The organism is Ralstonia chuxiongensis (genome assembly GCF_024158925.1).
Taxonomy (GTDB): Bacteria; Pseudomonadota; Gammaproteobacteria; order Burkholderiales; family Burkholderiaceae; genus Ralstonia; species Ralstonia chuxiongensis.
Window position 1 is genome coordinate 498,617 of record NZ_JAMYWC010000004.1, and the last position, 25,642, is coordinate 524,258.

Here is a 25,642-nt window from a genome sequence, read left to right on the forward strand (position 1 = left end):
GACCGGTTATTCCAAACCCTTATTGGGTCCGATAGGGCAACGCATCGCCCACATGCTTCTGCCAATTGGCGGCATAGCGCTGGGCGAGATCGGCGTCGCCGCGCACGATCAGTACGTTTTCGGCATTGCCGCGCTGCGCGGTCTGCGTAAAGTTGAAGCTGCCGGTAACCAGCACCGGATGCGCGCCGCGCGGGTCGATCACGATGACTTTGTTGTGCGCGTTCTTGTAGCGCACCTCCAGCCAGACGGGGATGCCCGCATTGGCCACCTCGGGCACGCGGCTGCCGCCAGAACGCGTCATCTGCTCGCGATCGGCCAGCACCCGCACATCCACGCCGCGCTGATGCGCCGCCAGCAACGCACGCGTAATCGCCTTGTTCGACAGCAGATACGCCTGCACCAGCACCTGCTCGTGCGCCTGATCGATGGCATCGGCCAACAACCCTTCGATGTCGTCGTCGGGCGTGAACGCAGCCTGCACCGTGCCCTTGGCTGGCAGCACTGGTGGCGTGCCGCGGGCCTGCGCCACGCCACCTGCGGCAAACACCAGCCATGCGGCCAGCAGCCAACCCAAGCGGCGCAGCATCATGCGCGGCGCTCCAGCACGGCCGCGAAGAAGCCGTCGGTCTGGTGCGTGTGCGGATACAGTTCCAGGTAGGGCCCCATTTCCAGGGGGATCTTCTGCGCGGCGAGCACCTCACCGGCGGGCACGAGCACGAAGTCATCATGGGCGGCCAGAAACTGCTCGACCACCTGCTGGTTCTCGCGCGCCAGCACGCTGCAGGTCGCGTAGACGAGGCGGCCACCCGGCTTCAGCAGCCGCGCCGCCGATGTCAGGATCGACAGCTGCTTGGCTGACATTTCTTCCACGGCCTGCGCAGATTGGCGCCACTTCAGGTCCGGATTGCGGCGCAACGTGCCCAAACCGCTGCAAGGCGCGTCGACCAGCACGCGATCGATCTTGCCCGCCAGCCGCTTGACCTTGGCATCGTGCTCGCTGTCGATGCGGCCCGGATGCACGTTCGACAGGCCGCTGCGCGCCAGGCGCGGGCCCAGGTTCGACAAGCGTTTTTCCGATACGTCGAAGGCATACAGGCGCCCCGTCGAGCGCATCGCCGCGCCAATCGCCAGGGTCTTGCCACCAGCGCCGGCACAGAAATCGACCACCATCTCGCCGCGCTTGGGTGCCAGCAATTGGCAGAGCAGTTGGCTGCCCTCGTCCTGCACCTCGACCGTGCCGTTGGTGAAGATATCGAGCTTGTTCAACGCCGGCTTGCCCGCTAGGCGAATGCCCACCGGCGACAGCGGTGCTGCAGCCCCCTCGATACCGGCTTCGGCCAGTGTTGCGAGCACGGCTTCGCGCTCGCCCTTGAGCGTATTCACACGCAAGTCCAGCGGCGCGGGCGTGAGCCACGCTTGCGCCAGTGCTTCGGTGAAGTCCGCACCGTGCTGTGCAACCAGCGCATCGAAGAGCCAGTCGGGCAGATTGGCGCGCACGCGGGCCGCCAGCGCGGCGCGGTCGCGGTTTTCCCAGCGATCCAGCCATTCGGCCTCCGCCGGGTTCAGGAACGGGGCGATAGCCTCACGCCCGGCCGTCTGCAGCAAGCCGAGCAGCACTAGGCGACGACGCGCCGGGCCAGTGCCGCTCTCGGCAAACTGACCGAATTCAACCTTGCGGCGCAGCACGGCAAAGGCCGCTTCGGCGATGATGCCGCGCTCGCGGTGGCCAAGTTCGTGGTGCTCACGGAAGTACTGGCTGACCACCATGTCGGCCGGCGCCGCAAAGTGCAGCAGACGCGCAAGCACCTTATCCAGGTGTTCCAGATGGCTGCCATGCACGCCCGTGCGCGGGCGCGGGGCGCTGCGCGGCGCGGGCTTGCCCTGCGGTGCCCGATACCAGCCACCGCCACCGGAACCCGCGCGCTTGTTGCCCGATCCGCCGTTTCCATTGCCGCGCGAACGCTGACGATCCTGACTCATGCTGCCTCCCGGGCGTTGACGCCAATAACAAGCTGCGATTCATCCGGAGAGACGCGCACAACACCGTCTTCGATCGACAACCGCCCTTCCACGAACCAGCGTACGGCACGCGGATAAATCGTGTGTTCCTGCGCCAGCAGCCGCCCGGCCAGCGAGTCAGGCGTGTCGTCCTGGCGCACGTCGATGATGGCCTGCAGCACGATCGGGCCGTGGTCCAGGTCAGCGGTGACGAAATGCACCGTCGCGCCATGCACCTTCACGCCCATGGCCAACGCGGCCTCGTGCGTATGCAAGCCAGGGAAGCACGGCAGCAGCGACGGATGAATGTTCAGCATGCGCCCGGCGTAGCGCTTGACAAAGCCCGGCGTAAGGATGCGCATAAAGCCGGCCAGCACCACCAGATCAGGCGAAAAGCCGTCGATCACCTGCGCCAGGGCGGCGTCAAAGCTGTCGCGATCGGGGAACGCCTTGTGATCGACCACCGCGGTGGCGATGTCGTGCGACGCGGCAAATTTAAGTCCTGCCACATCGGGCCGATTAGAAATGATGGCGGCAATGCGTCCCGACCAACCTTCGGCCTGACAGGCGCGGACAATGGCTTCCATATTGGAACCGCGTCCGGAAATGAGAATGACGATGTTTTTCATCGCGGCATTTTATCAAGTGCGCCGGAGTTCCCCGAGAAAATCGGGTGTGACGCCTTCGCAGCCATGCCGCGGGCGCTTTTGCAGCCACCGTGGCATTTTGCCGACGCATGCCGGCAAAAACTCTGTCATGCCAGCAAAAGGAAGGGGCAACCGTTGGCGCGCTTTGGCGCGCTCTGATAATCTCAGCGCCATAATTGTCCGCGCTCCCGAGGGGTCGGGTGGGCTGCCAGCGATGATCCGACGCGTATCAACCGCCTGTTCATCCTGCGCTGCAACATCGTGCGGGCAATACCGTGACAGTCGATCGGCACAGGGTGAGACACCCGGCCCGTCGACCATCGCCCGCGCCGGGTCGACACGCGTACAACAACAAGAGGGCATTGCCCTCACCGGGGAATAAGAATGACGAGCTCGCTGCGTAGCCTGCTGGTGGTCGACGACCACCCTCTCGCCTTATCTGGCACGACCACGTTTCTTGCACACGCCTTGCCTGAAGTTCAGGTGCACGCGGCTATTGGCCGGCGCCAGGCGCTTGCGCTGGTGGAGGAAGGCGTCCGACCGGACGTCGTGCTGCTGGACGTGTGGCTGTCCGATTGCACGGGCTTCGACGCCATGCGCGAACTGCGCGGCAAACTGCCAGAAGCACGCTTTGCCTTCATGTCGGCCGAAAACACGCCGGAAATCGTCGCCAAGGCTCAAGCGCTAGGCGCCATCGGCTTCATCGGCAAGCACGCCGATGCCCATGCTTTCTCCAAGGCGGTGGCCGGCATTTTCGGCGGCGATGCGTCGTTCCCGTCCGAAGACGATATGGGCGGCATCAACGGCAAGGGCGGTGCCTCGCACGGCATTCCCATCACGCCGGCAGAACTGGGGCTGACGCCGCGCCAGGGCTCGGTGCTGGCGCTGCTGCTCGAAGGCCTGCCCAACAAGTCGATCGCGCGCCAGTTGGGCCTGACGGAAAACACCGTCAAAGAACACGTCTCGGCGATTCTGCAGCGGCTGGGCGTACGCACGCGCATCCAGATCATCTCGCGCATGGAACGCTTTCGCCTGACCGGCGCTGCCTGATCCAGCCGCCTCATCTGAGCATTCTGACGGCGCCCTTCACGGCGCCGTTTCACATTACCGTCAATAAGCGACCTGCGGCTCGGCTGAGCGGCCGCGCAGCCAGCGCTTGAGCAGCACGCGCAGCATGTTCGGGTCCATCGGTTTGGCCAGTAGCAGGTAGCCGGCTTCTTCGGCGCGCGCGAGGGCGGCGGAGTTGCGATCGCCAGTCAGCAGCACGGCGTGGGCATCGGGGTGGCTGACTTGCCAGCGTTCGAGCAGTTGCAGGCCATCCTCCTCGCCGGGCAGGCGCAAGTCGCAGAAGATGATCTGCGGACGGATACCGCGCGCGAGCAGTTGCTCTGCGGAACGGCCATCGGCGGCGCTGTGGACTTCCACGCCCCACGCTTCGAGCAGCGCGTGCCAAGCCTTGCGGATTTGCTGGTCGTCGTCCACGACCAGCACCACGCCCGAGAATCGCGGCTGATCGAGCACTGCACGCTTCTGCTCGGCGCGTGGCTGCGTGGCCAGCGGTGCCTTGATCTCGGCGGGCACCGGTCGAAGCGCCATCCAGAACATCGAGCCGCGCCCCGGCACCGAGCGCACGCCAAACGTGCCGCGCAGCAGACGCACACATTCCTTGTAGATCGACAGGCCCAAACCCAGGCCCTGACTCGGATCGCGTTCCGGGTTTTCAACCTGGTAGTACGTCGAGAAGATGTCTTTCTGATGCTCAGGCGCGATGCCGATGCCTGTATCCCAGACCTCGATCCGCAGATGCTTCTGGCGCACGCGCAGCGCCACCATCACGCCGCCGCGCTCGGTGTAGCGCAGCGCGTTCTGCAGCAGATTGAACAGCGCCCGGCGCAGCAGCACCGGCTCGGCCATCCCGAACACCGGCAGCGGCGGAATGCGCGCCGTGAGCGCCAGACCCTTGGCGCGCGCATCCGGCATGAACTGCTGGACCACTTCGGTGATGACCTCGCCCAGATCCACCGGCTCCAGCGTCGGCGAGGTCTTGCGGCTCTCCAGCTTGGACAGGTCCAGCAGCGAGCGGAACAGCAGATCGATGGTCGCGGCGCCTGAGGCCAATTGCTCCACCAGCGGCGCCAAGGATTCCGACTGGTTGCGCGCCCGCAGCGCTTCCACCAAGAGCACGATCGCATGCACCGGCTGACGCAAGTCGTGGCTGGCGGCAGCCAGGAAGCGCGATTTTTCTTCCGATGCCGACAACGCGCGCTGCTTCTCGTCCTGATAGCGGCGCGCGAGCTGGCGGCTCTCGTTCTCAAGCTGGATTTCGCGCACCAGCGTGTTGTGGATGTTGACGGCATGCCGGGTCAGCAGGGCCGCAAAGAACAGCAGCACGCCGCGCAAATACAGCCCGTGTCCCGGAAATGCCTGGTCGGCCAGCACAAAGTGCGGCGCCAGGATGCCCGTCCCGAGGATCAGCAGGCTGGACGGCACGGGCGCCTGCGACAACACCGCTGCCGCCGCCACGCCGATGATCACGATCATCAGCAGGCTGCTGAACTCCAGCGACGGCGACATCAGATACAGCCCCGCCGAACAGCCCCACGCCACCCCACCCACGGCCGACATGACGTGCATGCCCGTCCACCACTTGCGGGTGTGCGCGGCCAGCGTCATGCGGGTCAGGTCGTAGCGATAGCCAAAATAGAAGCGCAGACCTGACGCCGTCAGGCACAGCATGATCAGGCACCAGCCCAGCAGCCCCGGGCGGTTGGAGGCGCCCCAAAACGCTGCGACCGTCAAGGCGGGCAGCACGACCGAGGCAGCAATCCCCATGGGCGCCCCGCGATGCACGGCGGCGAGCAGCTTGGCGCGGGCGTCCAGTTCGAGCGGCGCGCGGCTGGCAAGCCCAAACTTGGCGAAGAAAAGGCGCAGCGAGGCGTTCAAGGAGATATCGGGTAGGAACTGGATATCGGATTGTGCCGCAAGCATGCGCCGAGCGGGCGCACCGTTCGGACGATTGTGCAACACCCCGACACCCAGCCGCGTGCGCGCCGGGGATGGGGCAATCCCTTATATAATGTGCGTTTTGCTGGATTTTGGCGGCTGTCAGGCCAATCCGGCACGAAATCGCACTTCTCCTTTCCTCGACCACCGACGCTTCTCGTGAAAGTCTTTCGCGGCTTGCCCAACGCCGAAAGTCGCGCGCCCTGCGCGTTGACCATCGGCAACTTCGACGGCGTGCACCGCGGGCACCAGTCTTTGCTGGCCCGCGCACGCGCGGCGGCCGACGCACGCGGATTGCCGCTTACGGTGATGACGTTCGAGCCGCATCCGCGCGAATTCTTCATGCCGGACCGCGCGCCCACCCGCATTGCGCTGCTGCGCGACAAGCTGGAAAGCCTGCGTCGCCAGGGCGTCGACCGCGTGGTCGTGGAGCATTTCAACGCGCATTTCGCTGGGCAGACGCCGGACGAGTTCGTGCGCAATGTTCTGGTCGATGGCCTGCACACGCGCTGGCTGCTGGTGGGCGATGATTTCCGCTTTGGCGCCAAGCGGGCGGGCGATTTCAACTATCTGCAGGCCGCCGGTGCCCAGTTTGGCTTCGAAGTCGAGCAGATGGGCTCGGTGTCGGAGTCCGGCGTGCGCATTTCCAGCTCGGCCGTGCGCGAAGCGCTGGCCGCCGGCGACCTGGAACACGCCCGCCGCCTGCTCGGGCACGGTTATGCCATCAGCGGACACGTGGTGCACGGGCAAAAGCTCGGCCGCTCGCTGGGCTTTCCGACGCTGAATTTGCGCATCTCGCATCGCAAGCCGGCCGTGGCCGGCATCTTTGTCGTGCAGGTGCACGGGCTGGCCGAAAAACCGCTGCCGGCCGTCGCCAGCATTGGCGTGCGACCGACGGTGGACGACTCCGGCCGCGTGCTGCTGGAAGTGCATATCTTTGATTACCACGCCAGCGTCTACGGCAAGCTGGTGCGTGTGGAATTCATGAAAAAGCTGCGCGACGAGGCTCGTTACGATTCGCTCGATGCCCTCAAGGATGCGATCGCGCAGGACTGCGTTCATGCACGGCAGTTCTTCGGCCTGCCCATTCCGCCAGCCGGCGAGTCGCCCACGCTTCGGCGCGACTTCGCCACCTCCGCCACCGACCGAATTCAGTAGGCGGCCGACACGTTCGCCGCCCAGAAGCCACACGCTGCGCACGCGCGCCCTGCACTGTCAGCCGCGCCTGCACCGATCCGATTTGCCCGAATCTGCCCCACATCACACCATGTCCGATTCCAAGAAGCCCACGCCGGAGAAGAGCAAGTACCCGGTCAACCTGCTGGACACCCCGTTCCCCATGCGCGGCGATCTGCCCAAGCGCGAGCCGCAATGGGTGAAGCAATGGCAGGACAAGCAGCTCTACAAGAAGATCCGCGCCGCGCGCAAGGGCGCGAAGAAGTTCATTCTGCATGACGGCCCGCCGTACGCCAACGGTGACCTGCACATCGGCCACGCGGTCAATAAGATCCTCAAGGACATGGTGATCAAGGCGCGCGGCCTCACCGGCCTGGACGCTGTTTATGTGCCGGGCTGGGATTGCCACGGCATGCCGATCGAGATCCAGATCGAAAAGCAGTTCGGCAAGGGCCTGCCCGTCCAGGAAGTGCAAGAGAAGGCGCGTGCGTACGCCACCGGCCAGATCGCGCGCCAAAAGGCGGATTTCGAGCGCCTGGGCGTGCTGGGCGACTGGGCCGATCCGTACCTGACCATGAACTTCCGCAACGAAGCGGACGAGGTGCGTGCGCTGGGCAAGATCCTGGAGAAGGGCTACGTCTTTCGCGGCCTGAAGCCGGTCAACTGGTGCTTCGACTGCGGCTCGGCGCTGGCGGAAGCCGAAGTGGAGTACGCGGACCGTACCGACCTGTCGATCGATGTTGGCTTCCCGTTTGCCGATATCGACGCACTGGCCAGCGCCTTCCACGTGGGTGCTGACGTGCTCAAGGCCAAGCAAGGCTGGATCGTGATCTGGACCACCACGCCGTGGACGATCCCCTCCAACCAGGCGCTGAACCTGCACCCGGAAATCGAATACGCGCTGGTCGACACGCCGCGTGGGCTGCTGATCGTCGCCAAAGAGCGCGTCGAAGCATGCCTGCAAAGCTGGAAGCTTGAAGGCACTGTGCTGGCCACGTGCGAAGGCGCCGCACTCTCGGGCGCGCGCTTCCACCACCCGCTCGCCAAGATGGACGCTGGTTACGACCGCACTTCGCCTGTCTACCTGGGCGATTACGTGACGATCGATACCGGCACCGGCATCGTCCACTCCGCGCCTGCCTATGGCGTGGAAGACTTCCAGTCCTGCAAGTCGCACGGCATGCCCGACTCGGAAATCATCAACCCGGTGATGGGCAACGGCGTGTATGCATCGACGCTGCCGCTGTTTGGCGGCCAGATGATCTGGGATGCCAATCCGAAGATCGTTGAGGTCCTGCGCGAATCCGGCAACCTGTTCGACGCGCACAAGCACCCGCACAGCTACATGCACTGCTGGCGCCACAAGACGCCGATCATCTACCGCGCCACGTCGCAGTGGTTCGCGGGGATGGACGTGCAGCCCAACGACGGCAACGCCACGCTGCGCGAGACCGCGCTCGCGGGCATCGACGCGACGGCGTTCTACCCGTCGTGGGGCAAGCAGCGCCTGCACAACATGATCGCCAACCGCCCGGACTGGACGCTCTCGCGCCAGCGCCAATGGGGTGTGCCGATGGCCTTCTTCGTGCACAAGGAAACCGGCGCGCTGCACCCGCGCACACCTGAGCTGCTGGAGCAGGTCGCCCAGCGCATCGAAAAGAGCGGCATCGAAGCCTGGCAGACGCTCGACCCGCGCGAGCTGCTCGGCGATGAAGCCGACATGTATGAGAAGAACCGCGACACGCTCGACGTGTGGTTCGACTCGGGCACGACGCACTGGCACGTCATCCGCGGCTCGCACGCGGCGGATCTGTACGACGCTTCGGCCGACCTGCCGGACGGTCGCCTGGCTGATCTGTATCTGGAAGGTTCGGACCAGCACCGCGGCTGGTTCCACTCGTCGCTGCTGACGGCTTCGATGCTGTACGGCAAGCCGCCGTACAAGGGCCTGCTCACGCACGGCTTCACGGTGGACGGCGAAGGCCGCAAGATGTCCAAGTCGATCGGCAACACGATCGCGCCGCAGGAAATCGCCAACAAGATGGGCGCTGAGATCATCCGCCTGTGGGTGGCCTCGACCGACTATTCGGGCGAACTGGCGATCTCGGATGAAATTCTGAAGCGCGTGGTGGAAGGCTATCGCCGCATCCGCAACACGCTGCGCTTCCTGCTCGCCAACCTGACGGATTACGACCACGCCAAGCACGCGCTGCCGACCGAGCAATGGCTCGAGATCGACCGCTACGCCGTGGCGCTGACGGACGCGCTGCAGAAGGAAGTGCTGTCGCACTATGACGTGTATGAATTCCACCCGGTGGTCGCCAAGCTGCAGACGTTCTGCTCGGAAGACCTGGGCGGCTTCTACCTCGACGTGCTGAAGGACCGCCTGTACACCACGGCGCCGGATTCGCTCGCACGCCGCTCCGCACAGAACGCGCTGTACCACATCACCCAGGCAATGCTGCATTGGATGGCGCCGTTCCTGTCGTTCACGGCCGAAGAGGCATGGCAGGTGTTTGCGCACGGCACGGAGCACACCGACACCATCTTCACCAGCACCTATTACAACGCTCCGGTGCCGCAAGGCGCCAGCGCGCTGCTGGAGAAGTGGGCCGCCATCCGTAACGTGCGCGGTGAAGTAACCAAGCAACTGGAAGCGCTGCGCATCGACGGCAAGATCGGCTCGTCGCTGCAGGCGGAAGTGACGGTGTCGGCAGGTGAATCGGTGCATGACGCGCTTGCCAGCCTCGGCGACGACCTGCGCTTCGTGCTGATCACGTCCGCGGCCAAGTTGGAGCGCGCGCCGGAAGGCGGCGATCTGCTCATCACCGTGGTGCCGTCCACGCACGCCAAGTGCGAGCGCTGCTGGCACTACCGCGCCGACGTCGGCCACGACGCGACCCATCCGACCCTCTGCAAGCGCTGCACCGACAACCTGTTCGGTGCCGGCGAACAACGGAGCGCTGCCTGATGGCCACTCGCAACAACGGCAAGAGCAAGTCGATCGGGTTGAAGAAGAGCAGCGGCGGTCATGGCGTGGGCCCCTGGCTGGGCCTGGCGGTCATCTGGATCCTGCTGGACCAGTTGACCAAGATCGCCGTCCTCAAAACCTTCACTTACGGCGAGTCGCGGCCGATCACCGGCTTCTTCAACCTGGTGCTCGCCTATAACAAGGGGGCGGCGTTTTCGTTCCTGGCCGCGGCGGGCGGCTGGCAGCGTTGGTTCTTCACGGGCCTGGGCGTGGCGGCGGCGCTGTTCATCGTGTGGCTGCTCAAGCGGCACAGCGGGCAAAAGCTGTTCTGCTTTGCCCTGGCGCTCATTCTGGGCGGCGCGCTGGGCAACGTGATCGACCGTGTCATCTACGGTCACGTGGTGGATTTCCTCGACTTCTACCTGCACAACTACCACTGGCCGGCGTTCAACGTGGCCGACTGCGGCATCACCATCGGTGCGGTACTGCTGATCGTCGACGAACTGCGGCGCGTGCGGCGCTGACGCTGCGGTGCCAGAACTCCGGCATTGGAATGGTGAAGCGGTGCTGTGCCTCGACGAGGCCGGCCCGCCCATCGCCAGCGAGCAGGATGCGCTGGACCACGTGATCGGCGAGGCGCTGGGGCATGGCGCAACGATGGTTGCCGTGCCCGTCAGCCGCCTCGATGCGGCGTTCTTTGTGCTGCGCACCGGCTTGGCTGGCGGCATCGCGCAGAAGATCACGAACTACCGACTGAAGCTCGCCGTGGTCGGTGACATCTCGGCGCATCTCCACGCCAGCAGCGCGCTGCGCGACTGGGTGCGGGAATCCAATAAGCGCGACACGATCCGCTTCGTGCCGTCGCTCGACGATCTGGCCGCCGATGCGCGGCCCATGCCTGTCGAATAAGGGCTCAGCCCCAGTAGCGCACGGCATACCACGCGCGCTTGACGTACTCCGCAAGAATCGACCCGGCTTCGTAGACAGGCACCGACTTGGCGAGCGTGTCACCGGGGAACACGCCTTGCGCACCCCAAGTGACTTCCGGCCACACCTTGCGGAACACCGCCAGCGCCCGGCCGGTGTGATACCAGCTCGTGACCAGGATTGCGCTCTGCACCTGCTGGCCCGCCAGCGTCTCGCGCGTCATCCGCGCATTTTCCATCGTGCTGCCGGACACACATTCGTGGCCGATGCGCTCCGCCGGCACGCCGGCCATCACAAGGCGGCGCTCGATCAGCAGGCAATCGCCTTGGCCGCTGACGAACACGCGAGGCGCTACACCCGCGTGGTACAGCTCGGCAGCGCCGATCACGCGCTGACCCGACTCTCCGCCCAGCACAACGATCACGTCTGCGTGCGCGAGCCTCGGCTCCTCGCGCAGCCATGCCTTCGCCCCGCAGACGAGCGCGGCAGCGGCCACCACCGCAGCGATGGCGCAACCGCCGATCAAGGCGAGGACATTGCGAACTGCTGAGCGACCGAAAACCATATGGGGAATGCGCATTTGAGGAAAAACCGGGGCGCCAGACGCGCCGCGGGGCAAGCCGGTATCATCGCCACTGTTTAGCAGGAAGCCCGGGCACCGGGTTGTATCCTGCCCGCGCATATCGCGTCAATCGGATTCCCAAGCGGGTTGTTATGGAACTGCAAGGCAAACATTTCGTGCTCGGCCTGACGGGCGGCATCGCGTGCTACAAGTCCGCCGAGCTGGTACGGCTGTTGACCAAGGCTGGCGCGACCGTGCAGGTGGTGATGACCGAGGCCGCCACGCACTTCATCACACCGGTGACGATGCAGGCGCTTTCCGGTCGTCCGGTCTTCACGTCACAGTGGGATGGCCGCATCGGCAACAACATGCCGCATATCGACCTCTCGCGCGAAGCGGACGCCATCGTCATCGCGCCGGCGTCCACCGACTTTCTGGCCAAGCTCGCGCACGGCATGGCCGACGACCTGCTCTCCACGCTGTGCATCGCGCGCGATTGCCCGCTGCTCGTGGCGCCCGCGATGAACCGCCAGATGTGGGCCGCGCCCGCCACGCAGCGTAACGCCGCCCAGTTGCGCGCGGATGACGTCACCCTGCTCGGCCCCGACGCCGGCGACCAGGCCTGCGGCGAAGTCGGCGACGGCCGCATGCTGGAGCCGGAAGACATCGTCGAGCAGCTCATCGGCTTCTTCCAGCCCAAGCTGCTGCGCGGTCACCGCGTGCTGCTGACGGCCGGCCCGACCTTCGAGCCGATCGACCCCGTGCGCGGCATCACGAACCTGTCCAGCGGCAAGATGGGTTTTGCCTTGGCACGTGCGGCAGCGCAGGCCGGTGCAGAAGTCACGCTGGTTGCCGGACCGTGCCATCAGGACACGCCCGCAGGCGTGCTGCGCATTGATGTGCAAACCGCCCAGCAGATGCACGACACCGTCATGCACGAGCTGGATGCTGCCAAGAACGACATCTTCATCGCGGTTGCGGCGGTGGCCGACTGGCGCGTGGCACAAGCGGCGGAACAGAAACTCAAGAAGCAGAACGACTCCGACGTACCCGCACTTACGTTCACACAGAACCCGGACATCCTCGCCGGTGTGGCGCGCCGGGCGAATGCGCCTTTCTGCGTCGGCTTTGCGGCCGAAACCGAACGGTTGGAAGAGTTCGGCGAGGCCAAGCGCAAGAAAAAGGGCATTCCGCTGCTGGTCGGCAATCTTGGCCAGCAGACCTTCGGCCGCGACGACAACGAAGTCGCACTCTTCGATGCAAAGGGCATCACGCGCCTGCCGCGCGCCGACAAGCTGACGCTCGCGCGCCAGATCGTCGCCGCCATCGCCGACCGCGTGCATGGGGCACGATCATGACTGCCGCGCCAATCCGCCTGTCGGTTCTGGACCAAAGTCCGGTCATCTACGGCCACAGCGCACGCGATGCCATCGCCGCGACGGTCGACCTGGCGCAACTCGCGGATTCGCTCGGCTACACGCGCTACTGGTGCGCCGAGCACCACGGCCTGCGCGGCGTGAGCAACCCCGCGCCGGAAGTGATGATTGCCCGCGTAGCCAGCGCCACGAAGCACCTGCGCGTGGGCTCCGGCGGCGTGATGCTGCCCTACTACAGCCCCTTCAAGCTGGCCGAGCAGTTCCGCCTGCTGGAGGCGCTGTTCCCGAACCGCATCGACCTGGGTGTCGGCCGTGCACCTGGCGGCGACATGCGCACCGCGCAAGCCGTGGCGATGGGCGACTACAACCGCGGCGACATCTTCCCGCAGCAGGTGCAGGAACTGATCTGGCACCTGACGGGCACGCTGCCGTCCGATCACCCAGCGGCCGGCGTTCTGCTGCAACCCGAGATCGATACCAAGCCCGAGTTGTGGATGCTCGGCTCGAGCGATTTTGGCGGCGCGCTGGCCGCGCGTCTGGGCATCCGTTTCGCGTTCGCGCATTTCATCAACCCGCACGTCGGGCATATCGTCACCCAGCAGTACCGCACGGATTTCGAGCCCGGCTACGACGCGCGCCCGTATAGCGCCGCCGCCGTCTTCGTGATCGCGGCTGATACCGAAGCCGAAGCGCGCCGCTATGAAGCCGCCGTCGACCTGCGCCGCGTGCAGATGGCGCTTGGCGTAAACGGCCCGATCCCGACCGTCGAGCAAGGCGAGGCCCACGTCTACACCGAGCGCGACCAGGCCATCGCTATGCGCGAGCGGCCACGCAGCATCATCGGCACACCGGAATCCGTGGCCGAGCAGATGCATGCGCTCAAGGAACGCTTTGTCGCCGACGAACTGATCGTGCTGACCGTCGCACCCAGCTACAAGGCGCGACTGCGCTCATACGAGCTGCTGGCCGAGGCGTTTGCGCTACCATCTCCGGCTTCTGCAACCTCTTCGGCCCGCCCCGCATGAAACTCGACGTCAAGATCCTCGACGCCCGCCTGCACGAACAGCTCCCGCAGTACGCCACCACCGGCAGCGCCGGGCTAGACCTGCGCGCCTGCATCGACGCCCCGCTCACCATCGAGCCCGGCACCACGCATCTGGTCCCGACCGGCATGGCCATCCATCTGGCCGACCCGGGTTATGCCGCGCTGATCCTGCCGCGTTCCGGCATGGGCCACAAGCACGGCATCGTGCTCGGCAACCTGGTCGGCCTGATCGATTCGGACTACCAGGGCCAGCTCATGGTCAGCACGTGGAACCGCGGCAGCACGGCATTCGTGCTCAATCCGATGGAGCGCCTTGCGCAACTCGTGATCGTGCCGGTGGTGCAAGCCGAGCTGAACATCGTCGACGATTTTGCCGAGAGCGAGCGTGGCGCGGGTGGTTTCGGCAGCACCGGGCGCCACTGACAACATCGCCCACGCATAACAAAAAGGCCCGGAGATTCCGGGCCTTTTCTTTGGTGCGACAAACTCGTCAAGCTTCCGCTTCTTCCTGGGCAGGTGCCGGCGGCGCTTCGTTCTCGGAGAATTCCAGCTTCACCGCATCCGCATCGTCCAGGTCCACGATCACCTTGCCCCCATTGGTCAACTTGCCGAACAGCAGTTCGTCGGCCAGCGCCTTGCGGATCAGGTCTTGAATCAACCGTTGCATCGGACGTGCACCCATCAACGGGTCGAAGCCCTTCTTCGCCAGGAAGCGACGCAGCTTCTCGGTGAAGATGGCATCCACCTTCTTCTCGTGCAGTTGCTCTTCCAGCTGCATGAGGAACTTGTCGACCACGCGCATGATGATTTCCTCATCGAGCGAGCGGAAGCTGATGGTCGCATCCAGACGGTTGCGGAACTCCGGCGTGAACATGCGCTTGATGTCGGCCATCTCGTCGCCCTGTTCGCGCGTCGTGGTGAAACCGATCGTTGCCTTGTTCATCGTCTCGGCGCCCGCATTGGTCGTCATGATGATGATCACGTTGCGGAAATCCGCCTTGCGGCCGTTGTTGTCCGTCAGCGCGCCGTGGTCCATCACCTGCAACAGGATGTTGAAGATGTCCGGGTGCGCCTTCTCGATCTCGTCCAGCAGCAGCACGCAGTGCGGCTTCTTCGTCACGGCTTCCGTCAGCAGACCGCCCTGATCGAAGCCCACGTAGCCCGGAGGCGCGCCGATCAAGCGGCTCACCGCATGGCGCTCCATGTACTCCGACATGTCAAAGCGGATCAGCTCGATGCCCAGGATGAATGCGAGCTGCTTGGCGACTTCCGTCTTGCCCACGCCCGTCGGGCCGCTGAACAGGAACGAGCCGATCGGCTTGTCCGTCTTGCCCAGGCCTGCACGCGACATCTTGATGGCCGAAGCCAGCGCATCAATGGCCGGATCCTGCCCGAACACGACCGACTTCAGGTCGCGCTCCAGCGTCTGCAGCTTGCTGCGATCGTCCTGCGACACGCTTTGCGGCGGGACGCGGGCGATGCGCGAGACGATGTCTTCGATCTCACCCTTGCCGATGGTCTTCTTCTGCTTCGACTTCGGCAGGATGCGTTGCGCGGCACCAGCTTCGTCGATCACGTCGATTGCCTTGTCCGGCAGGTGGCGGTCGGTGATGAAGCGCGCCGACAGCTCAGCCGCCGCAGTCAATGCCGACGATGCGTACTTCACGCCGTGGTGTTCTTCAAAGCGCGACTTCAGGCCACGCAAAATCTGCACGGTCTGATCAACCGTCGGCTCCACCACGTCGATCTTCTGGAAGCGGCGGGACAGCGCTGCGTCTTTCTCGAAGATGCCGCGATATTCCGTGAACGTCGTCGCACCGATGCACTTGAGTGCGCCTGAGGACAGCGCCGGCTTGAGCAGGTTGCTTGCGTCCAGCGTGCCGCCCGAAGCGGCGCCTGCGCCGATCAGCGTATGGATTTCGTCGATGAACAGGATCGCGTTCGGATTGTCCTTGAGCGACTTCAGCACGCCCTTCAGGCGTTGCTCAAAGTCACCGCGGTATTTGGTGCCGGCCAGCAGCGCGCCCATGTCGAGCGAGTAGACGACGGACTTCGCGAGGATGTCCGGCACTTCGCCCTTGGTGATGCGCCATGCCAGGCCTTCGGCGATGGCTGTCTTGCCGACACCGGCCTCGCCCACCAGCAACGGGTTGTTTTTGCGCCGACGGCACAGCACCTGCACCACGCGTTCGACTTCCTGCTCGCGACCGATCAGCGGATCGATCTTGCCGGCCTTGGCCAGCGCGTTCAGGTTCTGGGTGAACTGCTCCAGCGGGCTTTCCTTGCCGTCGCCGCCTTCGCCTTCGGGGTTGCCTTCGCCCTGCTTGGCGGGCTCAGCCTGGTCCTTGCGGATGCCGTGGCTGATGAAGTTCACGACGTCCAGCCGGGTCACGCCCTGTTGCTGGAGGTAGTACACCGCGTGCGAATCCTTCTCGCCGAAGATGGCGACCAGCACGTTCGCGCCCGTCACTTCCTTCTTGCCGTTGGACGTGGATTGCACGTGCATGATGGCGCGCTGGATCACGCGCTGGAAACCCAGCGTGGGTTGCGTGTCCACCTCGTCCGTGCCGGGCACCACAGGCGTGTTGTCGGCGATGAAGTTCTTCAGATGCGTGCGAAGGTCTTCGATGTTGGCGGCGCAGGCGCGCAGCACCTCCGCGGCCGTCGGATTGTCCAGCAGCGCAAGCAGCAGATGCTCCACCGTAATGAATTCGTGGCGAGCCTGCCGGGCTTCGACAAACGCCATGTGCAGGCTGACTTCCAGTTCTTGCGCGATCATGCTTCCTCCATCACGCACTGCAGCGGATGCCCCGCTTGCCGTGCATGGGTTGACACTAATTCCACTTTCGTCGCGGCGATATCCCGTGTGTAGATACCGCACACGCCCCTACCTTCCCGATGCACAGTCAGCATGATCTGTGTGGCGGTCTCCCGGTCTTTGCTGAAATACTGCTGAAGAATCATCACGACGAATTCCATCGGGGTGTAGTCGTCGTTGAGCAGCAGCACCTTGTACATCGCGGGCGGTTTGAGCGCTTGCTCTTTCCGCTCGAGGACGGTGCCTGCATCGTGTTGTGGAGTGGTCGCTTGCCGGATTGCCATGGTCTTATTCTAACCACTCCTTTCGAGTTCGCAATTTGGGGAAATAACACCGACTTCAAGGTCTACAAACGGTTTGGCCCGTGGAGCGTGCGTCCGTCAGCCCTCGGGCGCGAGGCGTTTTACCGCCCCTGCGTTGGCTGGAACCGGCGCAAGCTCCGCGCCTGAGATGCCAATCGTTTTCCGTACTTGGAGGCGATCGGCTGGATTTCGAGCAAAACCTCTTCAGAAACTGACCGTTTTTCGCCACAAACCCACCCTTTGTGGCCTTGACAGTCTCTTACAATCCTCGAACAATCGAATTCAGCATGTGCGCCCTACTGCCCCGCAAACCGTTGGCAGCGAGCCGCATGAATGGTGAGCCCGGGAGGCCTCACACCAGTCGACTACAGATCGACAACCGCTTCAGGCTGTGGCGTTTGCCACAAGAAGACCGATCGCTTGCGGCGCGGTTCCACCCGCGCCATTCGTCGTGCCGTGCAGGCCGGCGGCCGGGCGATGACTGCGCGGTACCGCTCTGCACTGCCCCGACAGGCATACCTCCCGGCTCGGACTTGTGTTTTAACGGAGGGGTTTTCATGGCACTCGGTACGGTCAAATGGTTTAACGACGCCAAGGGTTTCGGTTTCATCTCGCCTGACGAAGGCGGCGAAGAGCTGTTTGCGCATTTCTCGGCCATCCAAATGGCTGGCTTCAAGACGCTCAAGGAAAATCAGCGCGTCTCGTTCGAAGTGACGCAAGGCCCGAAGGGCAAGCAGGCCACCAACATCCAGGCTGCCTGATTGGCGTTGCGCGGCACCCCGCCTGATGGCGACGGTGTCCAAATGCAAAAAACCCGGCGACATGCCGGGTTTTTTGTTGCCGCGGCACCAGACAATGGCGGAGATACCTCACCTCGCGCAACACGTCATTTCAGTGCGTTGTGCGCTACGGTAAGGATGATCCCCGTGCCATTTCAAGGAGCCCTGCGCATGAAACCCCATCTGATTCGCACCGCCGCCACGGCCACGCTGCTGATTGCCGTGCTATTTCCGGCTGCCGCCCACGCCCAGATCGGAGACCTCATCAAGGGGGCCACGCAGGGCAACAGCCAGGGCGCCACTGGCGGCCTTGGCAGCATCGGCGGCCTGGGCGGTGTGCCGTCGCTCGGGTCATTGACGTCGGGCAGCACCGGCAATGTGGCTGGCGTGCTGGAATTCTGCATAAAGAACAACTACCTTGGCGGCGCCACCGATGCGGCCTCGGTCAAAGACAAGCTGCTCGGCAAACTGGGCGGGGCGCCAGCGTCGACCCCGGGTTACACCGACGGCACAAAGGGCATCCTGACGAATTCGGATGGCAACAGGTTCGACCTGAGCAGCATCAAGTCGCAAATCACCCGGCAGGCGTGCGACAAGATCCTGTCGCAGGGCAAATCCCTGCTTTGAGCCGCGGCGCAGGCAAGCGCGCACTACACTGCAATATCGACTGACCGTTTGCCTGTCTTCCACGCCCCGAGGGAGCCTCATGCTGGAAACCGCCGCGCTGGCCGCCGGGCTGTCCTGGACCAGCGGATTCCGCCTCTACCTGGCCGTATTTGCTGCCGGCGTGCTCGGCCGCACGGGTTGGCTGCATTTGCCGCCCGGCCTGCAGATGCTGGAATCGTGGTGGGTGATCGGCTTAGCCGGCGTGCTGGCCGTGGCGGAATTCCTCGCCGACAAGATTCCCGGTTTCGATTCCGTGTGGGATGGCATCCAGACCTTCATCCGCGTGCCTGCGGGCGCGATTCTGGCTGCGGCCGCATTCGGGCAGCTCGATCCGCAATGGATGGTGGCTGCAGGACTGATTGGCGGGACGCTGGCCGGCACGGCACATGCCACCAAGGCCGGCACGCGCGCGCTGATCAATACGTCGCCGGAACCGTTCTCGAACTGGGTGGCGTCGTTCAGTGAAGACGTGGCCGCCAGCGGTGGTTTGCTGATGGCATTTTTCCTGCCGGTTGCGTTCTTGGTGGTGCTGGGGCTGCTGCTGTTGGTATCGGTGTGGTTACTGCCCAAGCTGTGGCGCGGCGTGCGGCGCCTGCGGAATGCCCTGCGCGGGCGTTCGTCTGAACCGCCGCCGGCCGGTACCACCCGGCTGCCGCGCTAAGGCGCTACCCAAAGGCGCGCAGCACCCCGAACAGCGTCAGGGCCAGCGCACAGGCCCACCCGGAAAACAGCACGCGCCAGACCTTGTTGCGCGGAACAAACCCCACACCCCGCACCAGCCCCGCGCTCATCGCCCAGAACAGCAGCACGGCCAGACCGTGGTCGGCATGCCCGTCGTGATTGGCGAGGATGTACGGATACACCGTGCCCACCGCCATCACGAGCAACCCGGCTGCCAGGCTGGCGGCGTGGATGCGCGGCTTGTCGGTGGCGTTCACGTTTGCTGTGCTCATTCGCGCTCTGGGTTCGGACTGTTCGCGTTGGCGGCGCGGTCATCGCTCACCTCACCCCACATTGCGTTGAGCACCGCCAGCAGCACAGCAAAGCCGACACCCAGGACCCAACTGAAGTACCACATGGATTTGCTCTCCTGTGCCGTGGTTAGTAAGTCGAGTGCTCGTTGGCGCGGATGTGCTCGACCGTCACCTTGCCTCGCATCACGCGGTAGCACCAGCTTGTGTAGGCGATGATGATGGGCGTGAAGATGATCGCCGCCCAGAACATCAGGCCAAGCGTGAAGTGACTGGAAACGCTGTCCCACACCGTGAGGCTGGCGCCGGGCATGCTGGACGAAGGCAGCACGAACGGGAACATCGAAGCCCCGGCCGTCGTGATGATGCCCGCCAGCCCCAGCGACGACAGCACGAACGCAGTAAGCGTGCGCCCCGCCCGCGACAGAACCACGGCCAGTAGCGGGCCAATCACGCCAATTGCCGGCAGCGCCCACAGCAACGGCTGCGCCTGATAATTGCGCCACCATGCATCCGCCGTGCGTGCCACGGACTTGGCCATTGGGTTGGCAAGTCCGGCGGGGTCGATGGCCGATGTGATGACGTAGCCTTCGATGCTGCCAGCGTGCAACCACACACCGGCCGCAATAAACGCCACCACCGCGACGATGGCCGCGCCAGTGGCAGCATTGGTGGCGCGCTCCTGGACAGCGCCCTCCGTCCGGTGGGCTAGGTAGATGCCGCCATGCATGGTGATCATCGCGCTCGACACCACGCCCGTCAGGATGGCAAACGGATTCAGCAGTTGCCAGAACGTGCCGGTGTACGTCACCACCATGAAATTGTCGAAGTGGAAAGGCACGCCCTGCAGCAGGTTGCCGAACGCCACGCCAAAGATGAGCGGCGGCACCGCGCCCCCGATGAAGAGGCCCACGTCCCACACGTTGCGCCACGTGGCGTTCTGGATCTTGCTCCGGTAGTCAAACCCGACCGGCCGGAAAAACAGCGCCCACAGCACGGCCAGCATCGCCCAGTAGAACCCGCTGAACGCGGTGGCATACACCAGCGGCCACGCGGCAAAGATGGCGCCACCGCCCGTGATAAACCAGACCTGATTGCCGTCCCAGTGCGGGCCGATGGTGTTGATCATCACGCGGCGCTCGTCGTCGGTCTTGCCGACAAAGGGCAGCAGCGTGCCGACGCCCATATCGTGTCCGTCCATGATGGCAAAGCCGATCAGCAATACGCCGATGAGCAGCCACCAAATGACCTTGAGGGTTGGGTAGTCGAACATGGCGTTCTCCTCAAGCGTGGGCGGCTTCGAAATCGTAGCGGCCAGTGCCGAGGCTGCCCGGCCCCTGACGCGCGAAGCGGATCATCAGGTACATCTCAACGATCAGCAGCAGCGTGTAGAAACCGATGAAGCCCGCCAGCGACCCATACAGGCTGGCCTCACTCAACGTCGACACACTCAGATGCGTGGGCAGCACGCCGTAGATGGTCCACGGCTGACGCCCATACTCCGCCACCACCCAACCCAGCTCGATGGCGATCCAAGGTGCGGGCAGCATCCACAGCGCACAGCGCAGCAGCCATGCCGGTGCCTTGCGCTGCGGCCGCAACGTGCTCCAGAACGACAGGCCAAACAGCGCCAACATCAGGAAGCCAAGCCCGACCATCACGCGAAAACCCCAGAACATCGGCCACACGCGCGGCACGGTATCGTCGACAGCCTTGTCGATCATCTCAGGCGTGGCTTGCCGCACGTCGGTCACGTACTTCTTGAGCAGCAGGCCAAAACCCAGGTCTTGCTGATGGATCTGCAGGGTCTGGAGCGCCGCCGCATCGCCGGGGTGCTGGCGCACCGTTTCCAACGCGGCCACAGCCTCGATACCGCTCATGATTCGGCCGCGATTGCGCGCCTTGATCTCGTGGATGCCCGGAATCTGCTTGGACACCGAGCGCGTACCGATCAGCCCCATCACCCACGGAATCTCGACCGCCCAGTCGTTCTTCTGCTCGCGCTGGTTGATCGACGCAATCACGTTGAAGCTGGCCGGCGCGGGCTCGGTCTCCCACATGGCCTCGATGGCGGCCATCTTGGTTTGCTGCGCTTCGCCCACGGTGTAGCCGGACTCATCGCCCAGCACGATCACGGAGCACACGCTGGCCAGGCCGAACGCCGCCGCCACGCGAAAGCTGCGCCGCGCGAATTCCACATCGCGGCCGCGCAGCAAGTACCAGCTCGAAATCGACAGCACGAACATCGCGCCCGTCACGTAACCCGCCGACACGGTATGCACGAACTTGGCCTGCGCGATGGGGTTGAAGACCACGGCCCAGAAGTCATGCATCTCCATGCGCATGGTCTGCCAGTTGAATTCGGCGCCGACCGGGTTCTGCATCCAGCCGTTGGCGATGAGAATCCACAGCGCGGAAAGATTGGTGCCGATCGCCATCAGCGTCGTCACCAGCAAGTGCTGCGTCTTGGAAAGGCGATCCCACCCGAAGAAGAACAAGCCGATAAAGGTGGATTCCAGAAAGAACGCCATCAGCCCTTCAATGGCCAGCGGCGCGCCAAAGACATCGCCCACGTAGTGCGAGTAGTACGCCCAGTTGGTGCCGAACTGGAATTCGAGCGTAATGCCCGTCGTCACGCCCAGCGCAAAGTTGATGCCGAACAGCTTGCCCCAGAAGCGCGTCATGTCTTTCCAGATGACCTTGTTGGTCATCACGTAGACGCTTTCCATGATGACCAGCAGCCAGACCATGCCCAGCGTGAGCGGCACGAACAGGAAGTGGTACATCGCCGTGGCTGCGAACTGCAGCCGGGACAGATCGACGAGATGTTCGGAAATCACGGTTGTCCTCCCTGCACTGCTGACGGTGTCACGATCAGGCGATCAGCGGCCCGCTCGGCGTCGACCGGCACCCGGTGGTCACGCACAAACACCCACCACAGCGCGCTCAGCGCCACCAGCTTGATGGCGACGACGATGAGCAGGTGGCGGAGGAGTCGGCGGTCGTTGGGGTTCACGGGCGGACGAGACTTGGCGCGCGTCGATGCCATCGGCGGGGTTCCGCCAGTGGCAAAGAAAGTCACATGTGATCCAGTCTAGTCATGGATGGAAGGAGTGACAAACCGTTGCTGTTGTTTCTTGACGGTCATCAAGCGCCCCCGGCAAGCCAAAACCGTAAAGATTCGTGGACCCGGCTCGGCTGGACTCCCGCGCAGCCGCCTCACCACAAGGTTTGGCGCCAGTCGTCAGCAAATTCTGATTTATAGTTTCGCCCCTGCTCAGACGAAGCGGCCATCAGTACACTCTGCGCCGTCGCTTTCAGTGCCATGGTGAAAGCGATCGAGGTGTGGAAACCTTGGGTATAGCGGGCAAGCGCCGAGCATAGGTGCTTGTCCTCAAACACTATGGCTAGGCTTCGTCTCCCTCCTGGGGCGAGCCAGGCTTGAACGGCTTCGGCCGTGCCGATCGCTATACCTCGGTTTTCCACCTTGCCTGTGCTCGCCCACCCCTCCTCCACGGGTTGGGCGCGGTTCCGTTCATCAGATGAAGAGGAATGCCGTGACCCGCTCGATCTCCCAATCCGCCGATTCCCCGGCTGGCGATTCGCTCACCGAATATCAGAAAGGTGTTGGCGCTGCGCGTGATTTTTTGCGTGCCCTGTCCGCGCGCGCCGCAGGCATCAAACATGCCGCAACGAGCACGACCGACTCCTCAGAACATCCCGAACAACCCAGCTGATCGATGGGCGAGGCCCAGCGCATGGGCCACGACGCCCTTGTTGCAGCATCGGCGTTGGGGCTTGTTGGGGCTCGCCCGCCCTTTTGAGAGTACGAACCGGTCAAGTCTGCGAGCATCTGCAGATGGCCGGTTGCGGCTTGAAATAAAAAAACCCCGGTCAGCCGAAGCTGCCGGGGGTTTTTCATATCCATCGCGGCCGGAGCCGCGAGCGACATGCGGGGGGGCATTCTCGCTAAATCACCCGTCAACCACCGCCCTGTCGACCATCGAGAATTTCGCCAGTGAAATCGCTCTCACAATCACCTGCACTCGGCTCTCGATGGTCACGGTAGAAAGATCAGTTCCGGTTTTCGTAGTCGTCGTGACGTGCTCTTTTTGCTGCGGCTGCCAAATCCTGGGTGCCTAGGACAGCTGAGCTACCGCCCCAGATCCTTCGCCGACACGCCCGCAATGCCCCAGTTCTCCTTTGGCACATCGTGGATCCATACGCGGACGTTCTCCTTCGGAGCACCGGTCGCCTCGACAAGGGCAGCCGTGACCTTGTCGATCACGGCGCGCTTCTGTTCGGTCGTGCGACCTTCGATCATGTAAATCTGTGCAAAAGGCATGGCTTTCCTCCTTGGTATTTGCAATGGCCGGCGATACTCAGGCCGCCTGCGCTGCCAGGATGCCGCGCTGACGAGCCATGGTGAGTGCCGTGTCCTCGATCATGTCTTCCTGACCGCCCACCATGCCGCGCCGGCCCAGTTCGACCAGCAGATCACGGGCCGGTACGCCGTATTTCTTTTCTGCACGTTTGGCGAACAGCAGGAAGCTGCCGTACACACCGGCATAGCCGAGCGTGAGCGCGTCGCGGTCGATGCGGATGGGGAAATCCATGATGGGCACCACAAGGTCTTCAGCCACGTCCTGAATCTTCCAAACATCCACGCCGGTCTTGATGCCCATGCGGTCGCACACCGCCACCAGCACCTCCATTGGCGTATTGCCTGCACCGGCTCCCAGCCCCGCTGCAGCCGCATCGATGCGCGTGGCACCGCATTCGATCGCGGTAATGGAGTTGGCGATGCCCATGGCCAGGTTGTGGTGGCCATGGAAACCCAGTTCGGTCTCAGGCTTGAGCGCGTCGCGCACGGCGGTAAGGCGCGCTTTCACGTCGTCCGGCAGCATGTAGCCGGCTGAGTCGGTGATGTAGATGCAATTGGCGCCGTAGCTCTCCATCAGCTTGGCCTGCTTGACCAAGCCTTCGGGGCTATTCATGTGCGCCATCATCAGAAAGCCGACGGTGTCCATGTCGAGCTTGCGCGCGTAGCTGATGTGCTGCTCCGAGACATCGGCCTCGGTGCAGTGCGTGGCCACGCGAATCGTATGCACGCCAAGCTCACGCGCCATCTTGAGATGGTCAACCGTGCCAATACCGGGCAGCAGCAGCGCCGACACTTTGGCTTGCTTCATGAGCGGGATGACGGCACCCAGGTATTCCTCGTCACTGTGCGCGGGAAAACCGTAGTTGAGCGATGAGCCGCCCAGGCCGTCGCCATGGGTGACTTCAATCAGGGGAACGCCGGCGGCGTCCAGACCCTGCGCAATAGAGCGCATCTGCTCAAGCGTCATCAGGTGGCGCTTGGGGTGCATGCCGTCGCGCAACGTCATGTCGTGAACGGTAATGCTCTTGCCTTGCAGCGTAGTCATGTGAGGCTCCTCGTCAGGCGGTTTCAGTGGCGGGGGCGGCCGAGGTGGCGCGCAGGGTCAGTTCACCCTTGAGGATTTCCTCGGCGAACATCTCGGCAGTGCGCGCGGCGGCGGCGGTCATGATGTCGAGGTTGCCGGCGTACTTGGGCAGGTAATCGCCCAGGCCCTCGACCTCCAGGAACACGCTCACGCGGTTGCCGTCGAACACCGGGCCGTTGACGAGCTTGTAGCCAGGCACGTACTTCTGAACCTCTTTGATCATCGCGTGGATCGACGCGGTGATGGCCGCCTGATCCGGCTCAGTTTCCGTCAGGCAATGCACGGTATCGCGCATGATCAGCGGTGGCTCGGCGGGGTTGATGACGATGATGGCCTTGCCCTTTTTCGCTCCACCCACACGCTCGACCGCACCGGCCGTGGTGCGCGTGAATTCGTCGATGTTCTTGCGGGTGCCCGGCCCCACCGACCGGCTCGACACCGTGGCGACGATCTCGCCATACGCCACGGGTTGCACGCGGCTGACTGCCGCCACCATCGGGATGGTGGCCTGCCCGCCGCAGGTCACCATGTTGACGTTCATCTCGGCGCGGCCGAGGTGCTCTTTCAGGTTGACCGGCGGCACGCAATACGGGCCGATGGCCGCAGGTGTGAGGTCAATCATCAACACACCCAGCGCATTGAGCTTGCGGGAGTTCTCCGCATGCACATAGGCACTGGTGGCGTCGAAGGCAATCTGCACGCCGTCGGCCAGCACGTGCGGAAGCAGGCCGTCGACACCGTCTGCCGTGGTCTTGATGCCCATCTCGCGGGCACGCTTGAGCCCGTCGGATTCCGGGTCGATGCCCACCATCCACACCGGATCCAGCACGGGGCTGCGTTGCAGTTTGGCCAGCAGATCGGTGCCAATGTTGCCGGGGCCGATCAGGGCGCATTTGATCTTTTGAGTCATGGTCGCGGTCTCCAATACGCAAT

Annotated in this window: 27 protein-coding genes; 12 read left to right on the forward strand and 15 right to left on the reverse strand. The window is 64.1% G+C overall.

Annotated features, from left to right (window positions below; genetic code table 11):
• Window positions 1-19 precede the first annotated feature (19 nt).
• The 3 genes from NKG59_RS15840 to purN are packed head-to-tail and all read right to left on the reverse strand — an operon-like array spanning window position 20 to window position 2,627.
• Window positions 20-589 carry a phospholipase D family nuclease gene (locus NKG59_RS15840; protein ID WP_253538607.1) on the reverse strand — a complete coding sequence of 190 codons (570 nt, stop codon included), beginning with the start codon at window positions 587-589 and terminating at the stop codon, window positions 20-22.
• A complete protein-coding gene (locus NKG59_RS15845; protein ID WP_253538610.1) occupies window positions 586-1,980 on the reverse strand; it encodes an RsmB/NOP family class I SAM-dependent RNA methyltransferase in 1,395 nt (464 codons plus the stop codon). The genes NKG59_RS15840 and NKG59_RS15845 overlap by 4 nt, the downstream gene beginning before the upstream one ends.
• Window positions 1,977-2,627: a phosphoribosylglycinamide formyltransferase gene (gene purN / locus NKG59_RS15850; protein ID WP_253538613.1), complete on the reverse strand. Its 651-nt coding sequence runs from the start codon at window positions 2,625-2,627 to the stop codon at window positions 1,977-1,979. Before purN ends, NKG59_RS15845 begins: the two co-directional genes overlap by 4 nt.
• A 402-nt stretch (window positions 2,628-3,029) precedes the next feature.
• Between purN and NKG59_RS15855 the strand changes: the two genes are divergently transcribed.
• A complete protein-coding gene (locus NKG59_RS15855; protein ID WP_004631976.1) occupies window positions 3,030-3,695 on the forward strand; it encodes a response regulator transcription factor in 666 nt (221 codons plus the stop codon).
• Window positions 3,696-3,755: 60 nt separating this feature from the next.
• Here the strand turns inward: NKG59_RS15855 and NKG59_RS15860 are convergent, their stop codons facing one another.
• On the reverse strand, window positions 3,756-5,588 hold the full coding sequence (locus tag NKG59_RS15860; protein WP_253539111.1) for an ATP-binding response regulator: 1,833 nt from the start codon (window positions 5,586-5,588) through the stop codon (window positions 3,756-3,758).
• Window positions 5,589-5,807: 219 nt separating this feature from the next.
• Here NKG59_RS15860 and NKG59_RS15865 point away from each other — a divergent pair, with 219 nt between their 5' ends.
• The 4 genes from NKG59_RS15865 to NKG59_RS15880 all read left to right on the forward strand — a co-directional run bounded on the left by NKG59_RS15865 (window position 5,808) and on the right by NKG59_RS15880 (window position 10,704).
• On the forward strand, window positions 5,808-6,806 hold the full coding sequence (locus NKG59_RS15865; protein WP_024974970.1) for a bifunctional riboflavin kinase/FAD synthetase: 999 nt from the start codon (window positions 5,808-5,810) through the stop codon (window positions 6,804-6,806).
• Window positions 6,807-6,915: 109 nt separating this feature from the next.
• Window positions 6,916-9,795 (forward strand): isoleucine--tRNA ligase, encoded by a 2,880-nt coding sequence (gene ileS / locus NKG59_RS15870; RefSeq protein WP_253538616.1) that lies wholly within the window; start codon window positions 6,916-6,918, stop codon window positions 9,793-9,795.
• Window positions 9,795-10,319, forward strand: coding sequence for a signal peptidase II (gene lspA / locus NKG59_RS15875; RefSeq protein ID WP_253538618.1), 525 nt, complete (start codon window positions 9,795-9,797; stop codon window positions 10,317-10,319). Before ileS ends, lspA begins: the two co-directional genes overlap by 1 nt.
• Before the next feature lie 7 nt (window positions 10,320-10,326).
• Window positions 10,327-10,704 carry a DUF4180 domain-containing protein gene (locus NKG59_RS15880; RefSeq protein ID WP_253538621.1) on the forward strand — a complete coding sequence of 126 codons (378 nt, stop codon included), beginning with the start codon at window positions 10,327-10,329 and terminating at the stop codon, window positions 10,702-10,704.
• Between the two features lie 4 nt (window positions 10,705-10,708).
• Here the strand turns inward: NKG59_RS15880 and NKG59_RS15885 are convergent, their stop codons facing one another.
• Window positions 10,709-11,287 carry a YdcF family protein gene (locus tag NKG59_RS15885; RefSeq protein WP_253538624.1) on the reverse strand — a complete coding sequence of 193 codons (579 nt, stop codon included), beginning with the start codon at window positions 11,285-11,287 and terminating at the stop codon, window positions 10,709-10,711.
• Between the two features lie 149 nt (window positions 11,288-11,436).
• Here NKG59_RS15885 and coaBC point away from each other — a divergent pair, with 149 nt between their 5' ends.
• From coaBC to dut, 3 genes are read left to right on the forward strand one after another with little or no spacing between them, the layout of a single operon-like run.
• On the forward strand, window positions 11,437-12,642 hold the full coding sequence (gene coaBC / locus NKG59_RS15890; RefSeq protein WP_253538626.1) for a bifunctional phosphopantothenoylcysteine decarboxylase/phosphopantothenate--cysteine ligase CoaBC: 1,206 nt from the start codon (window positions 11,437-11,439) through the stop codon (window positions 12,640-12,642).
• Window positions 12,639-13,685 carry an LLM class flavin-dependent oxidoreductase gene (locus NKG59_RS15895; RefSeq protein WP_253538628.1) on the forward strand — a complete coding sequence of 349 codons (1,047 nt, stop codon included), beginning with the start codon at window positions 12,639-12,641 and terminating at the stop codon, window positions 13,683-13,685. Before coaBC ends, NKG59_RS15895 begins: the two co-directional genes overlap by 4 nt.
• Window positions 13,682-14,128 carry a dUTP diphosphatase gene (gene dut, locus NKG59_RS15900; RefSeq protein ID WP_024974963.1) on the forward strand — a complete coding sequence of 149 codons (447 nt, stop codon included), beginning with the start codon at window positions 13,682-13,684 and terminating at the stop codon, window positions 14,126-14,128. The genes NKG59_RS15895 and dut overlap by 4 nt, the downstream gene beginning before the upstream one ends.
• Before the next feature lie 67 nt (window positions 14,129-14,195).
• On the opposite strand, the gene clpA is transcribed toward dut, so the two are convergent.
• Complete coding sequence (clpA, locus tag NKG59_RS15905) at window positions 14,196-16,484, reverse strand: ATP-dependent Clp protease ATP-binding subunit ClpA (RefSeq protein WP_253538630.1); 2,289 nt, start codon at window positions 16,482-16,484, stop codon at window positions 14,196-14,198.
• Complete coding sequence (clpS, locus tag NKG59_RS15910; protein WP_011002382.1) at window positions 16,481-16,807, reverse strand: ATP-dependent Clp protease adapter ClpS; 327 nt, start codon at window positions 16,805-16,807, stop codon at window positions 16,481-16,483. The genes clpA and clpS overlap by 4 nt, the downstream gene beginning before the upstream one ends.
• 575 nt (window positions 16,808-17,382) lie before the next feature.
• Between clpS and NKG59_RS15915 the strand changes: the two genes are divergently transcribed.
• The 3 genes from NKG59_RS15915 (at window position 17,383) to NKG59_RS15925 (ending at window position 18,931) form a co-directional block, all read left to right on the forward strand.
• Window positions 17,383-17,586 carry a cold-shock protein gene (locus tag NKG59_RS15915; protein WP_004631953.1) on the forward strand — a complete coding sequence of 68 codons (204 nt, stop codon included), beginning with the start codon at window positions 17,383-17,385 and terminating at the stop codon, window positions 17,584-17,586.
• 189 nt (window positions 17,587-17,775) lie between these two features.
• On the forward strand, window positions 17,776-18,231 hold the full coding sequence (locus NKG59_RS15920; protein ID WP_253538632.1) for a YjjA family protein: 456 nt from the start codon (window positions 17,776-17,778) through the stop codon (window positions 18,229-18,231).
• 79 nt (window positions 18,232-18,310) lie between these two features.
• Window positions 18,311-18,931 (forward strand): DUF4126 domain-containing protein, encoded by a 621-nt coding sequence (locus NKG59_RS15925; protein WP_045202784.1) that lies wholly within the window; start codon window positions 18,311-18,313, stop codon window positions 18,929-18,931.
• A gap of 4 nt (window positions 18,932-18,935) precedes the next feature.
• Here the strand turns inward: NKG59_RS15925 and NKG59_RS15930 are convergent, their stop codons facing one another.
• Genes NKG59_RS15930 through cydP form a run of 5 tightly spaced genes read right to left on the reverse strand, consistent with a single transcriptional unit; the run spans window position 18,936 to window position 22,323 of the window.
• Entirely contained in the window at window positions 18,936-19,223 is a 288-nt protein-coding gene (locus NKG59_RS15930) for a cyd operon YbgE family protein (protein WP_253538634.1), read from the reverse strand.
• Window positions 19,220-19,348: a cytochrome bd-I oxidase subunit CydX gene (gene cydX / locus NKG59_RS15935; RefSeq protein ID WP_045202782.1), complete on the reverse strand. Its 129-nt coding sequence runs from the start codon at window positions 19,346-19,348 to the stop codon at window positions 19,220-19,222. The genes NKG59_RS15930 and cydX overlap by 4 nt, the downstream gene beginning before the upstream one ends.
• A 23-nt stretch (window positions 19,349-19,371) precedes the next feature.
• Window positions 19,372-20,514, reverse strand: coding sequence for a cytochrome d ubiquinol oxidase subunit II (gene cydB, locus NKG59_RS15940; RefSeq protein WP_253538636.1), 1,143 nt, complete (start codon window positions 20,512-20,514; stop codon window positions 19,372-19,374).
• Window positions 20,515-20,524: 10 nt separating this feature from the next.
• Window positions 20,525-22,081 carry a cytochrome ubiquinol oxidase subunit I gene (locus tag NKG59_RS15945; RefSeq protein ID WP_253538638.1) on the reverse strand — a complete coding sequence of 519 codons (1,557 nt, stop codon included), beginning with the start codon at window positions 22,079-22,081 and terminating at the stop codon, window positions 20,525-20,527.
• On the reverse strand, window positions 22,078-22,323 hold the full coding sequence (cydP, locus tag NKG59_RS15950) for a cytochrome oxidase putative small subunit CydP (RefSeq protein ID WP_253538640.1): 246 nt from the start codon (window positions 22,321-22,323) through the stop codon (window positions 22,078-22,080). The genes NKG59_RS15945 and cydP overlap by 4 nt, the downstream gene beginning before the upstream one ends.
• A 475-nt stretch (window positions 22,324-22,798) precedes the next feature.
• On the opposite strand from cydP, the gene NKG59_RS15955 reads away from it, so the two are divergent.
• Window positions 22,799-22,978, forward strand: coding sequence for a hypothetical protein (locus NKG59_RS15955; RefSeq protein ID WP_253538642.1), 180 nt, complete (start codon window positions 22,799-22,801; stop codon window positions 22,976-22,978).
• Between the two features lie 416 nt (window positions 22,979-23,394).
• Here the strand turns inward: NKG59_RS15955 and NKG59_RS15960 are convergent, their stop codons facing one another.
• Genes NKG59_RS15960 through NKG59_RS15970 form a run of 3 tightly spaced genes read right to left on the reverse strand, consistent with a single transcriptional unit; the run spans window position 23,395 to window position 25,619 of the window.
• Window positions 23,395-23,604, reverse strand: a complete 210-nt coding sequence (locus tag NKG59_RS15960; RefSeq protein ID WP_260780134.1) for a 2-hydroxymuconate tautomerase — start codon at window positions 23,602-23,604, stop codon at window positions 23,395-23,397.
• A 19-nt stretch (window positions 23,605-23,623) separates the two neighbouring features.
• The gene (gene dmpG / locus NKG59_RS15965; RefSeq protein WP_253538644.1) at window positions 23,624-24,670 is read right to left on the reverse strand and encodes a 4-hydroxy-2-oxovalerate aldolase; all 1,047 of its coding nucleotides are present in this window, start codon (window positions 24,668-24,670) and stop codon (window positions 23,624-23,626) included.
• Between the two features lie 13 nt (window positions 24,671-24,683).
• Entirely contained in the window at window positions 24,684-25,619 is a 936-nt protein-coding gene (locus tag NKG59_RS15970; protein ID WP_253538646.1) for an acetaldehyde dehydrogenase (acetylating), read from the reverse strand.
• Window positions 25,620-25,642 lie beyond the last annotated feature (23 nt).

What these genes read in the sequence shown, in the direction of transcription:
- NKG59_RS15855 (WP_004631976.1), top strand. Translation starts at nt 3,030, where the DNA reads ATGACGAGCTCGCTGCGTAGCCTGCTGGTGGTCGACGACCACCCTCTC.
- NKG59_RS15885 (WP_253538624.1), bottom strand. Translation starts at nt 11,287, where the DNA reads ATGGTTTTCGGTCGCTCAGCAGTTCGCAATGTCCTCGCCTTGATCGGC.
- NKG59_RS15925 (WP_045202784.1), top strand. Translation starts at nt 18,311, where the DNA reads ATGCTGGAAACCGCCGCGCTGGCCGCCGGGCTGTCCTGGACCAGCGGA.
- clpS (WP_011002382.1), bottom strand. Translation starts at nt 16,807, where the DNA reads ATGGCAATCCGGCAAGCGACCACTCCACAACACGATGCAGGCACCGTC.
- lspA (WP_253538618.1), top strand. Translation starts at nt 9,795, where the DNA reads ATGGCCACTCGCAACAACGGCAAGAGCAAGTCGATCGGGTTGAAGAAG.
- NKG59_RS15840 (WP_253538607.1), bottom strand. Translation starts at nt 589, where the DNA reads ATGATGCTGCGCCGCTTGGGTTGGCTGCTGGCCGCATGGCTGGTGTTT.
- cydB (WP_253538636.1), bottom strand. Translation starts at nt 20,514, where the DNA reads ATGTTCGACTACCCAACCCTCAAGGTCATTTGGTGGCTGCTCATCGGC.
- dut (WP_024974963.1), top strand. Translation starts at nt 13,682, where the DNA reads ATGAAACTCGACGTCAAGATCCTCGACGCCCGCCTGCACGAACAGCTC.
- cydX (WP_045202782.1), bottom strand. Translation starts at nt 19,348, where the DNA reads ATGTGGTACTTCAGTTGGGTCCTGGGTGTCGGCTTTGCTGTGCTGCTG.
- NKG59_RS15915 (WP_004631953.1), top strand. Translation starts at nt 17,383, where the DNA reads ATGGCACTCGGTACGGTCAAATGGTTTAACGACGCCAAGGGTTTCGGT.
- NKG59_RS15970 (WP_253538646.1), bottom strand. Translation starts at nt 25,619, where the DNA reads ATGACTCAAAAGATCAAATGCGCCCTGATCGGCCCCGGCAACATTGGC.
- NKG59_RS15895 (WP_253538628.1), top strand. Translation starts at nt 12,639, where the DNA reads ATGACTGCCGCGCCAATCCGCCTGTCGGTTCTGGACCAAAGTCCGGTC.
- NKG59_RS15930 (WP_253538634.1), bottom strand. Translation starts at nt 19,223, where the DNA reads ATGAGCACAGCAAACGTGAACGCCACCGACAAGCCGCGCATCCACGCC.
- ileS (WP_253538616.1), top strand. Translation starts at nt 6,916, where the DNA reads ATGTCCGATTCCAAGAAGCCCACGCCGGAGAAGAGCAAGTACCCGGTC.
- NKG59_RS15920 (WP_253538632.1), top strand. Translation starts at nt 17,776, where the DNA reads ATGAAACCCCATCTGATTCGCACCGCCGCCACGGCCACGCTGCTGATT.
- coaBC (WP_253538626.1), top strand. Translation starts at nt 11,437, where the DNA reads ATGGAACTGCAAGGCAAACATTTCGTGCTCGGCCTGACGGGCGGCATC.
- clpA (WP_253538630.1), bottom strand. Translation starts at nt 16,484, where the DNA reads ATGATCGCGCAAGAACTGGAAGTCAGCCTGCACATGGCGTTTGTCGAA.
- dmpG (WP_253538644.1), bottom strand. Translation starts at nt 24,670, where the DNA reads ATGACTACGCTGCAAGGCAAGAGCATTACCGTTCACGACATGACGTTG.
- purN (WP_253538613.1), bottom strand. Translation starts at nt 2,627, where the DNA reads ATGAAAAACATCGTCATTCTCATTTCCGGACGCGGTTCCAATATGGAA.
- NKG59_RS15845 (WP_253538610.1), bottom strand. Translation starts at nt 1,980, where the DNA reads ATGAGTCAGGATCGTCAGCGTTCGCGCGGCAATGGAAACGGCGGATCG.